Annotated in this window: 13 protein-coding genes and 1 tRNA gene; 7 read left to right on the forward strand and 7 right to left on the reverse strand. The window is 69.5% G+C overall.

Translation table 11 applies throughout. The features are described 5' to 3' along the window. Positions 1-12: 12 nt before the first annotated feature. Together cysS and rlmB are read left to right on the forward strand one after the other, a co-directional pair. Positions 13-1431, forward strand: coding sequence for a cysteine--tRNA ligase (gene cysS, locus ACFJGV_RS17445; RefSeq protein ID WP_378145363.1), 1419 nt, complete (start codon positions 13-15; stop codon positions 1429-1431). Then, positions 1424-2455 carry a 23S rRNA (guanosine(2251)-2'-O)-methyltransferase RlmB gene (gene rlmB / locus ACFJGV_RS17450; RefSeq protein WP_378145365.1) on the forward strand — a complete coding sequence of 344 codons (1032 nt, stop codon included), beginning with the start codon at positions 1424-1426 and terminating at the stop codon, positions 2453-2455. Before cysS ends, rlmB begins: the two co-directional genes overlap by 8 nt. A 67-nt stretch (positions 2456-2522) precedes the next feature. On the opposite strand, the gene ACFJGV_RS17455 is transcribed toward rlmB, so the two are convergent. Further along, entirely contained in the window at positions 2523-3812 is a 1290-nt protein-coding gene (locus ACFJGV_RS17455; RefSeq protein ID WP_378148767.1) for a DUF4032 domain-containing protein, read from the reverse strand. Next, positions 3809-4909: an ABC transporter ATP-binding protein gene (locus ACFJGV_RS17460; RefSeq protein ID WP_378145367.1), complete on the reverse strand. Its 1101-nt coding sequence runs from the start codon at positions 4907-4909 to the stop codon at positions 3809-3811. The genes ACFJGV_RS17455 and ACFJGV_RS17460 overlap by 4 nt, the downstream gene beginning before the upstream one ends. Before the next feature lie 269 nt (positions 4910-5178). Between ACFJGV_RS17460 and ACFJGV_RS17465 the strand changes: the two genes are divergently transcribed. Beyond that, positions 5179-6051 (forward strand): DsbA family protein, encoded by an 873-nt coding sequence (locus ACFJGV_RS17465; RefSeq protein WP_378145369.1) that lies wholly within the window; start codon positions 5179-5181, stop codon positions 6049-6051. A 468-nt stretch (positions 6052-6519) separates the two neighbouring features. Here the strand turns inward: ACFJGV_RS17465 and ACFJGV_RS17470 are convergent. The 5 genes from ACFJGV_RS17470 to msrB all read right to left on the reverse strand — a co-directional run bounded on the left by ACFJGV_RS17470 (position 6520) and on the right by msrB (position 9512). After that, positions 6520-6595 (reverse strand) — tRNA-Thr (locus tag ACFJGV_RS17470). Positions 6596-6650: 55 nt separating this feature from the next. After that, on the reverse strand, positions 6651-7163 hold the full coding sequence (msrA, locus tag ACFJGV_RS17475; RefSeq protein ID WP_378145371.1) for a peptide-methionine (S)-S-oxide reductase MsrA: 513 nt from the start codon (positions 7161-7163) through the stop codon (positions 6651-6653). Between the two features lie 67 nt (positions 7164-7230). Further along, positions 7231-8514: an MFS transporter gene (locus ACFJGV_RS17480; RefSeq protein ID WP_378145373.1), complete on the reverse strand. Its 1284-nt coding sequence runs from the start codon at positions 8512-8514 to the stop codon at positions 7231-7233. A 47-nt stretch (positions 8515-8561) separates the two neighbouring features. After that, positions 8562-9089 (reverse strand): nitroreductase family protein, encoded by a 528-nt coding sequence (locus ACFJGV_RS17485; protein ID WP_378148768.1) that lies wholly within the window; start codon positions 9087-9089, stop codon positions 8562-8564. A 21-nt stretch (positions 9090-9110) separates the two neighbouring features. Further along, a complete protein-coding gene (gene msrB / locus ACFJGV_RS17490) occupies positions 9111-9512 on the reverse strand; it encodes a peptide-methionine (R)-S-oxide reductase MsrB (protein ID WP_378145375.1) in 402 nt (133 codons plus the stop codon). A 76-nt stretch (positions 9513-9588) separates the two neighbouring features. On the opposite strand from msrB, the gene ACFJGV_RS17495 reads away from it, so the two are divergent. The 4 genes from ACFJGV_RS17495 (at position 9589) to ACFJGV_RS17510 (ending at position 11521) form a co-directional block, all read left to right on the forward strand. After that, positions 9589-10050: a GNAT family N-acetyltransferase gene (locus tag ACFJGV_RS17495; protein ID WP_378145376.1), complete on the forward strand. Its 462-nt coding sequence runs from the start codon at positions 9589-9591 to the stop codon at positions 10048-10050. A gap of 184 nt (positions 10051-10234) precedes the next feature. After that, a complete protein-coding gene (locus ACFJGV_RS17500) occupies positions 10235-10519 on the forward strand; it encodes a DUF3263 domain-containing protein (protein ID WP_378145377.1) in 285 nt (94 codons plus the stop codon). 7 nt (positions 10520-10526) lie between these two features. After that, entirely contained in the window at positions 10527-11138 is a 612-nt protein-coding gene (locus ACFJGV_RS17505) for a LytR C-terminal domain-containing protein (RefSeq protein ID WP_378145379.1), read from the forward strand. A gap of 179 nt (positions 11139-11317) precedes the next feature. Beyond that, positions 11318-11521 carry a cold-shock protein gene (locus ACFJGV_RS17510; RefSeq protein WP_378145380.1) on the forward strand — a complete coding sequence of 68 codons (204 nt, stop codon included), beginning with the start codon at positions 11318-11320 and terminating at the stop codon, positions 11519-11521. The last annotated feature ends 16 nt before the right edge of the window (positions 11522-11537 follow it).

The following is an 11537-nucleotide window of genomic DNA, read 5'->3' on the forward strand; positions in this document are numbered from 1 at the left end:
TAGACTGTCCGAGTGACACTGCGACTGTACGACTCGAAGGAACGCGCCCTGCGCGACTTCGAGCCTCGCGTCCCCGGGGAAGCGGGCATCTACGTCTGCGGACCGACGGTGCAGTCGTCGCCCCACATCGGGCACCTCCGGTCGGCGCTGGTCTACGACCAGCTGCGGCGCTGGCTGTCGGTGAGCGGATACACGGTGACCTTCGTGCGCAACGTCACCGACGTCGACGACAAGATCCTGGTGAATGCGGCCGAGTCCGACGAGCAGTGGTGGGCGCTCGCCTACCGGGTGGAGCTTGAGTTCACCGCTGCGTACTCCGCTCTCGGCATCCTGCCTCCCACGTACGAACCGCGCGCCACGGCGAGCATCCCCGAGATGCAGGCCATCATCCAGCGTCTCGTCGAGCGCGGTCACGCCTATGCCCCCGACGACGGCACGGGCGACGTGTACTTCGACGTGAAGAGCTGGCCGTCCTACGGCGAGCTCACCCGCCAGAACGTCGACGACATGTCCGCCGCAGCCGATTCGGAGTCGCGCGGCAAGAGGGACATCCGCGACTTCGCGCTGTGGAAGGGGCACAAGGCCGGCGAGCCCGAGTCGGCCGCCTGGACGAGCCCGTGGGGTCGGGGTCGACCGGGCTGGCACATCGAGTGCTCGGCCATGTCGACCAAGTACCTCGGCGAGACGTTCGACATCCACGGCGGAGGGCTCGACCTGCGCTTCCCGCACCACGAGAACGAGCTCGCCCAGTCGCACGCGGCCGGCGACGGCTTCGCCCGGTACTGGATGCACAACGGCCTGGTCTCGACCGCGGGTCAGAAGATGTCGAAGTCGCTCGGCAACTCCGTCTTCGCATCCGAGCTCATCGCCTCGGCGCGACCGCTCGTCCTCCGCTACTTCCTCGGATCGGCCCACTATCGGTCCACCCTCGAGTACTACGAGGGCGCGCTCACCGAGGCGGATGCCGCCGTCTCCCGCATCGAGGGCTTCCTCGAGCGGGCCGAGCGCCGCCTGGCGGGCACGCGCTTCGCGCAGGGTCTCGTCACGGTGCTCCCCGAGGAGTTCCGCGAGGCCATGGACGACGACCTCGGCGTGCCCCAGGCTCTCGCGGTCGTGCACGAGACCGTGCGCCGCGGGAACGGCGCACTCGACGACGAGGATCTCGCCGAGGTGGCCAAGGCCGCCGGCGAGGTCATCGCGATGACCGACGTCCTCGGCATCAACCCCCTCTCGCCCGAGTGGGGCGACGACGGAGACGACGCGACGGCACGGGCGCTCGACGCCCTGGTGCAGCGCCTCGTCGCCGACCGCGAGTCCGCGCGTGCCGCCCGCGACTGGGCGGCGGCAGACCGGATCCGCGACGATCTCGCCGCGGTCGGCATCACGATTGAAGACACCCCGACGGGGTCGCATTGGAGTCTCGATGGCTAAGTCGCAGAAGCCCGGACGCGCGGGAGCCGTCCGCAAGTCGTCGAAGGGCCGCGCCGTCGGCTCCGGCGGGCAGGGGAGGCAGGCCCTCGAGGGCAAGAAGCCGACCCCCAAGGCGGAGGACCGTCCGTACCACCCCGCAGGCAAGGCCAAGGCGGCACGCGAGCGCTTCCTCGCGGCCGGCGGCAAGGGGCGCCCCGGCGCCCGGTCGAGCGCCGAGAAGGCGCGCGACAGCCAGCGCAGCGGATCCGCCCCCGCTCGGCGTGTGAAGAAGACCGACGACAGCGAGCTGGTGACCGGCCGCAACTCGGTGGTCGAGGCGCTGCGCACCCGGATTCCGGCGACCACCCTCTACATCGCGGCGCGGCTCGAGATGGACGACCGGGTCAAGGAGGCGCTCACCATCGCGACGCGGCGCGGCATCCCCGTGCTCGAGGTCATGCGCCCCGAGCTCGACCGGCTCTCCGGGCCCGACGCCGTGCACCAGGGCATCGCGCTCAAGGTGCCGCCCTACGAGTACGCGCACCCCGAGACCCTGCTCGACCAGATCGAGGACCGCGGCGAGACCGCGCTGCTGGTCGCGCTCGACGGCGTGACCGACCCGCGCAACCTGGGCGCCATCATCCGCTCGACGGCCGCCTTCGGCGGGCACGGCGTCATCGTGCCGCAGCGTCGGTCGGTGGGCGTCACGGCGTCGGCGTGGAAGACGTCGGCGGGCGCCGCCGCGCGCACCCCCGTCGCCATGGCGTCGAACCTCACGCAGACCCTCGTCGCCTTGAAGCAGCGCGGTGTCTTCGTGATCGGGCTCGCGGGCGACGGCGATGTGTCGCTGCCCGACCTGCAGCTCGTCGACCAGCCGATCGTGCTGGTCGTGGGCAGCGAGGGCAAGGGGCTCTCGCGCCTGGTCACCGACACCTGCGACGCGGTCGTGTCGATCCCGATCTCGGCGGCGACCGAGTCGCTGAACGCGGGCATCGCGGCGAGCGTCAGCCTCTACGAGGTCGCTCGCCGTCGCGCGGAGGGCTGAGCCGGCTCGAAGGGGCTGACCCGCGTCGAAGGTCTGGCCCGCCTCGGAGGCCCGGGCGGATCCCGCCTCAGACCTTCGAGCGCCAGTCTCCCTCGGCGTCGTCGTCGATGACCGCCACGGGAAGCGTGATCATGCCCGTCGAGGGCTCGATCATCGTCGCCTCGTCGCGTCGGTGACGCAGCACCTCGTTGATGTAGCTCGACACGGCCTCGGCCAGGGGGATGTCGCGCGACTCGTTCTGGCTGATGAACCAGCGGTGCTCGAGCAGCTGATGGAAGACCTCGGCGGGCTCCAGCTTGCCGCGCATGTCGCGGGGGATGGCGCGGATGACCGGCTCGAAGACCTTCGCCAGCCACTCGTGGGCGATCATCTCCTCGTCGGCGTCCTCCTTGCCGTAGCGCGCCGCGTACGCGTCGAGGTCGTTGAGGAGGCGTCGGGCCTGGTTCTCCTGGGCGTCGAGCCCGGTCAGGCGCAGCAGTCGGCGCTGGTGGTGCCCCGCATCCACCACCTTGGGCTGGATGCGCACCGTGGTGCCGCCCTCGGTGGTGCGGATGGCGAGCTCCTCGATGTCGAAGCCGAGGTCGTTGAGGCGGTTGACGCGCTCGTTGATGCGCCAGCGCTCGGAGGAGCTGAACGACTCGGGCCCGGTGAGCTCGGTCCAGAGGGAGCGGTACGCCTTCACGATGCCGTTCGAGACGGTGATCGGGTCGAGCTCCTCGTCGACGCGGCCGCCGGCTTCGAGGTCCATGAGCTCGCCCGCGATGTTGACGCGCGCGATCTCGAGGTCGTTCTCGCGCTGACCGGTCGAGAGGCCGCCGTCGTAGTACTTGCCGGTCTCGGCATCGACGAGGTACGCCGCGAAGGCCCCGGCGTCGCGTCGGAACAGAGTGTTCGACAGGGACACGTCGCCCCAGAAGAACCCGATCATGTGCAGGCGCACCAGCAGCGCGGCGAGCGCGTCGACGAGCCTCGTGGCCGTGTCGGGGCGCAGGGTCTGCGAGAACAGCGCCCGATAGGGCAGCGAGAACTTCAGATGCCGGGTGACCAGCACATCCGGCAAGGGGTCGCCCTCGGCGTCGACGCGGTTGCTGATGACGGCCAGAGGCTCGACGCACGGGACGTCGAGCCTCTGGAGCGTCTTCAGCATCTCGTACTCACCGTGGGCCATCTCCGACGTCGTCTCCTTGGCGGCGACGACGTGTCCGCTCAGGTGCGCGAAGCGCACCAGGTGTCGGGAGATGCCCTTGGGGAGGGCGGCGATGAACTCGTCGGGCCAGGCGTCGAGCGGGAGATCCCACGGAAGGTCGAGGAGTCCCGGATCGGCGATAGCCGACGTGATGGAGAACGAGGAGGTCAGCTGACGACTGCCTTGTTGCCCAGGCGCTCGCCCGACTCCACGTCGAACAGGTGCACGTGGTTCGGCGCCGCGGTGAGGTACACCTTGTCGCCGACGAACGGGTGCGAGCGGCCGTCGACGCGGGCGACGATGTCGGTCCGCTTGCCCTCGATGTCGCTGTGACCGTAGAGGTAGCCGTCGGCTCCCAGCTCCTCGATCAGGTCGACGACGACCTCGAGGCCCTCGCCTGCCGCGGTCGAGACCACGATGTCCTCGGGGCGGACGCCGATGGTGGCGACCTTCGAGGGCGTCGCGGCGAGCACGTCGCGGTCGACCGGGACGATGGCCGAGCCGAAGTGCACGCCGGAGTCGGCGAGGTCGGCCTGGAAGAGGTTCATGGCCGGGCTGCCGATGAAGCCGGCGACGAACACGTTGTTCGGCTTCTCGTAGAGGTCGCGCGGGGTGCCGACCTGCTGGAGCAGGCCGTCCTTCAGCACGGCGATGCGGTCGCCCATGGTGAGCGCCTCGGTCTGGTCGTGGGTGACGTAGACGGTGGTCACGCCCAGGCGACGCTGCAGCGACGCGATCTGGGTGCGGGTCTGCACGCGGAGCTTCGCGTCGAGGTTCGACAGCGGCTCGTCCATGAGGAACACCTGCGGCTGACGCACGATCGCGCGGCCCATGGCCACACGCTGACGCTGACCACCGGAGAGCGCCTTCGGCTTGCGGCTGAGGTAGGGCTCGAGGTCGAGCAGCTTGGCCGCCTCGAGCACGCGGGTGGCGCGCTCGTCCTTGCCGACGCCGGCGATCTTGAGCGCGAAGCCCATGTTCTCGGCCACCGTCATGTGCGGGTAGAGGGCGTAGTTCTGGAAGACCATCGCGATGTCGCGATCCTTCGGCGGGATGTCGGTGACGTCGCGGTCGCCGATCAGGATGCGGCCCTCATTGACCTCTTCGAGGCCGGCCAGCATGCGCAGCGACGTCGACTTGCCGCAGCCCGAGGGGCCGACGAGCACGAGGAACTCGCCGTCGGCGATCTCCAGGTCGAGCTTGTCGACAGACGCGCGAGTCGATCCCGGGTAGATCCGGGTGGCCTTGTCATAGGTGACGGATGCCATGGTTCGATATCTCCTTCACCGGCAGGTACGTGCCGGACGATCCGTAGTGAATGGATGATCAGGCCCGACGCCGTCGGCGAGCCTGAGGGACATTATGGCACGCAGGGCAACTCCCAGGCTCCGGTCTTTACTATGGTGGGTGAAGTCGGCGTCCCCCGGGCACGGTGCAGACCCGAGTCACGAGCCCGTCCCGACGCGCCGCCGACCCCCGCACGCCATCCCACACGGAGCAATCACGTATGACATCCGGCCGACCTCAAGACGCCCGCATGAGCAAGAACGAACGACGGGAGGCGGCGCGCGAGAAGGCGAAGCAGCTCCGTGAGCAGCAGCGCAAGAAGGACATCCGCAACCGCGCCATCCTGATCAGCTCGCTCAGCGTCGTCGTGATCGCCATCATCGTCGGTGTCACGCTGGTGATCGTCTCCACGCTGAAGCCCGCGGGCCCCGGCCCGGCGAACATGGCCAGCGACGGCATCACCATCGGCGAGAACTTCGTCGCGCAGACCACCCCCGGCCTGCAGCCGGGTGAGACCCCTGCGGCGGCACCGACGGGCGACCCGAACGTCGCCGACATCCGGATCTACCTCGACTACATGTGCCCCTACTGCGGCCAGTTCGAGGCGACCAACAACGAGCAGATCGGTCAGTGGGTGTCCTCGGGCGCCGCGACGGTCGAGATCCACCCGATCTCGATCCTCGACCGCGGCAGCCAGGGCACGAAGTACTCGACCCGCTCGGCGAACGCCGCGGCCTGCGTGGCGAACTACTCGCCCGACCAGTTCTGGGCCTTCAACAAGCTGATGTTCCAGAACCAGCCGCAGGAGAACACCTCGGGCCTCGACGACGCCACGATCAAGGACCTGGTCTCCCAAGCGGGGGCTCAGAATCTCGATCAGATCAACAGCTGCATCGACGACGGCGAGTTCAAGAACTGGGTGGCCGATTCGACCTCCCGGGCCCTGCAGGGTCCGCTCCCCGGCACGTCCGAGGAGAAGGTCACCGGAACGCCCACCGTCCTGGTGAACGGCCAGAAGTACGGCGGCTCGCTCTCCGACGCCAACGCCTTCTCCGCGTTCGTCGTCCAGGTCGTCGGCTCCGCCGAGTCCACCCCGACCCCCACCCCGGTCCCCGCGGGCTGAGCCCGCCGGAGGCTGAACCCGCCGGGGCCCGAGTCTCGTCGAGAACGCAGAAGGCGCCCTTCCCCATGAGCGGGAAGGGCGCCTTCTGCGTTCTCCACGAGGTGGGAGGTCTGGTGCTCCCTGTGATTTGAACAGGGGAATCGACCCGCTGGACGAGTGGACGCTAGCCTGCCGGTGTCGCTCCGATACGACGTCGGTGGCGTGGGGGTCGATCCATGGGGGATCTGTTTCGTGCACTCCGATGGGGGGTGCGAGAACCTGACTGCACGAGCCCGGGAGGGCACTTCGTCGGGGAGCAGGATGCCAACGGCGGGTGGTGGTGCGCTCGTTGCGGCACCCTGTTCACCCGTGTGCCGCGCGCGGAGGAGCTCTTCGACGTCACGATGACGTCGACGCCGCCCTGCGAGGATCAGCACGGCGAGCGCAAATGAGCGAAGCCCCGCATCGCACGTTCGACGCGGGGCCTCGTGGAGCCGGCTGCGGGACTCGAACCCGCAACCTACGCTTTACAAGAGCGTTGCGCTACCAATTGCGCCAAGCCGGCCGGCTCGCGACAGTCTAGTCGACGCGATCCGGCCCGCTCGCGGCACGGCGGGCGGCTACGACGCGACCGACTCGCTGCGGCGGGGCAGCACCCAGCCCGGGCGGGCGAAGTGGCAGGTGTAGCCCCACGGGATGCGCTCCAGGTAGTCCTGGTGCTCGGGCTCGGCCTCCCAGAACGCCCCGGCGGGCTCCACCTCGGTGACGACCTTGCCCGGCCAGAGGCCGGAGGCGTCGACGTCGGCGATGGTGTCCTCCGCCACGCGGCGCTGCTCGTCGTCGGCGTAGTAGATCGCCGACCGGTAGCTCATCCCGACGTCGTTGCCCTGGCGGTTCTTCGTCGACGGGTCGTGGATCTGGAAGAAGAACTCCAGCAGGTCGCGGTAGCTCACCGTGGCGGGGTCGAACTCGATCTCGATCGCCTCGGCGTGCGTGCCGTGGTTGCGGTAGGTGGCGTTCTCGACGTCACCGCCGGTGTAGCCCACGCGGGTGGAGACGACTCCCGGGCGCTTGCGGATGAGATCCTGCATACCCCAGAAACAGCCACCGGCGAGTACGGCCTTCTCGGTCATGGTTCCTCCTTGTGTCATTGGGTACAACACGGGAGGGAGCCGGAAAGTTCCGACGCTCGCGGGGCTCTCAGCGTCCGCGGCGACGCTCGACGGCGAACGAGATGAGGGCGACCAGGATGCCGACGGTGGCCAGCCCGAGGCCGACGAACGCGGGCGAGGTGTACCCGAGTCCGGCGGCGATGACGAGCCCGCCGAGGTAGGCGCCGAGCGAGTTGCCGATGTTGAGCGCCGAGTGGTTGAGCGCGGCGGCGACCGACTGCGCGTCGTGCGACACGTCCATCAGCCGCGTCTGCACCGCCGGCCCGGCGCCGCCGACGAAGAAGCCGACGAAGAGGATGGAGGCGATCAGTCCGACGGGCGACTGGGCGGTGAGCCCCAGGGCGAGCACCGCGATCCCGAGGCCGCCCATGGCCACGATGAGCGACCGCTTCACGCCGTGGTCGGTGAACCAGCCGCCGAGCAGGTTGCCGACCGTCATGCCGATGCCGAACACCACCAGCACGATCGGGACGAACGAGGCCTCGAGGCCCGTCACATCCGTCGTCAGGGGCGTCACGTACGTGTAGACGGCGAACATGCCGCCGAAGCCGACCGAGCCCATGAGGAGCGTCAGCCACACCAGCGGGCGGCGGAAGGCGGAGAGCTCGTTGCGCATCGTCGCACTCCGATCGCCCGGGCGGAACGGCACAGCGATGAGCACGAAGACGAGGGTGACCGCGAAGATCAGCGTCACCATGAGGTACGTCGTCCGCCATCCGAACGACTGGCCCACGAACGTGCCGAGCGGGACGCCGACGATGTTCGCCACCGTCAGACCCGCGAGCACGAGCGAGACACCCATGGCGCGCTTGCCCGGACCCATGAGCGACGCGGCCACCAGCGAGGCCACGCCGAAGTAGGCGCCGTGCGGGATGCCGCTGAGGAATCGCGCCGCCGTCACCAGCCCGAAGGAGGGCAGGACGGCGCTCAGCAGGTTGCCGACGACGAAGACGGCGAGGAGCACCAGCAGCAGACGCTTGCGCGACATGCGCGCGGCGAGCGCGGTGATGGTCGGAGCGCCGACCACGACTCCGAGGGCGTAGACCGACACCATGATGCCCGCCGTGGCGTTGGCCGAGGCGGGATCCGCTGCGTACGCCTGGGGCAGCAGGTCGGACGCGAGGTCGGGGAGCAGGCCCAGGGTCGCGAACTCGGTCACACCGATGCCGAAGCCGCCGAGCGCGAGCGCGGCGATGGCCGCCCACCGGCGGGCCGCGGAGACGCCCTCGATCGGAGCCGGTCCGCGAGGGGTGTCCTGCGAGGGAGAGGGGGAGTCGTCGTCGACTGGAGTCTTGGAGTCCAGTTCAGGCACAGTGCCTCGAGTCTACTCCGGTGCGTTCCGGCCCCCGGCCTCCCGGGTCACAGGGTTGACAGATGCCTCTCCACGCGGATGCGGTTGCGCGGCCGCGGGCGGCGCCCGGTCTCGGGGATGCCGCCGACGTAGAGCCAGCCGAGGAGCTCCTCGTCCTTGTCGAGGCGGTGGGCCTTGCGCACCGCCTTGTGGCGCGTGGTCGAGCCCGTGCGCCAGAACACGCCCCAGCCCTCGTCGTGGAGGACGAGGCTGAGGGCGTGGGCCACGCCGGAGGCGACGGCCTCCTGCTCCCAGTGCGCCACCTTGCTCCTGCGGTAGGAGGCGACGATCGCGAGCACGAGCGGGGCTCGACGCGCCTTCGAGACGTGCTTGCCCGCATCCTTCTTCGACTTGCCGTCGGCCTTCGCCAGCGCCTTGCCGAGCACGTCGCGGTCGTCGCCGCGCAGCTCGATGATGCGCCAGGGACGCAGGCCGCTGTGATCGGCGACCTGGCCCGCGGCCTCGACGAGCTCGCGCAGCTCGCCCCGGCTCGGTGCGGCGTCGGTGACGCGCGACATCGAGCGACGGGCGAGCATCGCCTCCTTGACCGCCCCCACTCAGGCCGCCGGCTCGAAGGTGAGGGAGATGGAGTTCATGCAGTAGCGGTCGCCGGTGGGGGTCTGCGGGGCGTCGTCGAAGACGTGTCCCAGGTGCGAGCCGCAGCTGGCGCAGCGCACCTCGGTGCGGACCATGCCCAGCGAGCGGTCCTGGATCAGCTCGACCGCATCCGACTGCGACGGGTCGTAGAAGCTGGGCCATCCGCAGTGCGAGTCGAACTTCGTGTCGCTGCGGAACAGCTCGGCGCTGCAGGCGCGACAGCGGTACACGCCCTCGCGGTGCTCGTCGAGCAGCCGGCCGGTCCACGGACGCTCGGTGGCCGCCTGACGGAGGACCGCGTACTCGTCGCGGTCGAGCTCGTCGCGCCACTCGGCGTCGGTCTTGGACACCTCATACGTCATGGTGTGTTCTCCTTGTTCTCGGCACGGGGCTGAGACCGGCACGGATTCGTCCGATCATCTCAGTAAACTTCGGACGGTGACCGAACGTTCCCTGACCCAGAAGACGTGGAGCGAGCTGGAGCCCCTCGAGGTCTACGGCATCGCCAAGCTGCGGACCGATGTCTTCTTCGTCGAGCAGAAGGTCGACGAGGAGGAGCTCGACTGGCGCGATGTCGAGCCCACGACCGTGCACCTCTACGTCAAGGAGGGCCGGAACGTCCTCGCCTACCTCAGGGTGCTCTTCGACGAGGTCGCGGAGCACGGGGGAGCGCATCGCGTGATCGGCCGCGTCGTCGTCGACCGGGCCCACCGGGGTTCCGGTCTCGCGCGCATCCTGCTGCAGAGGGCGACCGACCTCTTCGGGCACGAGCCCATGCTGCTGCACGCCCAGAGCTACATCGCCCCGCTCTACGCCCGCGCCGGGTTCGAGGCGTACGGCGAGGAGTACGTGGAGGCGGGCATCACGCACATCTCCATGCTCCGACCGGCGTCGGCCTGACGGCGACTCCCGCGGCCGTCGGCATCGAGTGGGCCCTACTCGGGCGATTCTCAGCGACTGCATATCGACCTCTCCACCTACTCCTGTGCGTCTTCCGGGAGCGGGCGGCCGTGCGCCCCTAGTATGACGACAGTGCGCTGACCCGGCGCCCGCGTCAGAACCAGGAATCAGAGGTGAGATGGTCATGCCCGGAGACCGCACCGCCCAGGCAGAGGGACAGACGCTCTCGGAGCGCGACGTCCGAATCCTCAAGTTCGAGCGCAGCTGGTGGAGGCACGCGGGCCAGAAGGAGTCGGCCATCCGCAAGGAGTTCGGTCTGTCGTCCGCACGCTACTATCAGGTGCTCAGCGCGTTGATCGACTCGCCGGCGGCGCTCGCGCACGACCCGATGCTGATCAACCGACTGCAGCGGATGCGCGACGAACGCCTCGCTGCCCGGAGCGCGCGACTGCTTCCGCACGACGACTAGGACCCGGATGGCCCAGCACACCCTCGACAGCTTCGACCACCTCCCCGCCTCCACCTCCCGGGTGGGGGCGCATCGCGGTCCGAAGCCCCGAGGGCGTGGGTGGATCGTCTTCGCCTGGGCGGCGCTCGCCACGGCCCTGCTCGTGGGCGCCGGCGTGACCTATCTCGCGGTCGTCAACAACAGCATCCAGTTCGACGGGGTGTTCGGTGCGGGCTCGACGAGCTCCGCCGCTCCCGTCGAGACCCCGACCCCGACGCCGACCGTGACGCCCGCCGTCGACCCGGCCGCGACGGTCACCGTGCTCAACGGCACCGACGTGGCGGGGCTGGCCTCCGCCGTCGGCGAGGCCGTGGTGGCGAACGGATGGGCGCAGCCCACGGTCGCCAACGCGAGCGAGACCGATGTGGCGACGTCGACCGTCTACTACGCCGACCCCGCGTCCGAGGCCGCGGCGCTCGCGATGTCGGAGCAGCTCGGGGTGCCCGCCACCCTGTCGTCGGCGTTCCCCGGCGCGACCCTCACGGTCGTGATCGGCGCCGACTACGCCGGCCCCGGCTCCGACGGCCTCGTCTCCTCCGGCGGCGACTCGTCGGGCGGCGACTCCGACACGGTCGGATAGCCCCCTCCGGGGGCCCTCAGGGGCGCTTTGTTTCGCCTGTGTTTAATTCTGATTGAATCGCTGAAACGATGTGCTGAATCGGCCCTTCCGGCCGCTTTTCGGCCCTGCTCCGCTGGCTAGTATCTGGGCAAGTCGTGGCGAACTCGCCCGTCTTGGATACACAGCATTTGGGAGCAGGAATGGCGAACGGGACCGTCAAGTGGTTCAACGCTGAGAAGGGCTACGGCTTCATCACCGTCGATGGTGGCGGGCAGGACGTGTTCGTCCACTACTCGGCGATCGACATGTCAGGGTACAAGGTCCTGGAGGAGGGGCAGCAGGTCGTCTTCGACGTCGGCACCGGCTCCAAGGGCCCGCAGGCGGAGTCGGTCCGCCTCGCCTGACCGTCGCACGATCCGC

Source organism: Cnuibacter sp. UC19_7, from assembly GCF_042699995.1.
In the GTDB taxonomy this organism is placed as follows: domain Bacteria; phylum Actinomycetota; class Actinomycetes; order Actinomycetales; family Microbacteriaceae; genus Cnuibacter.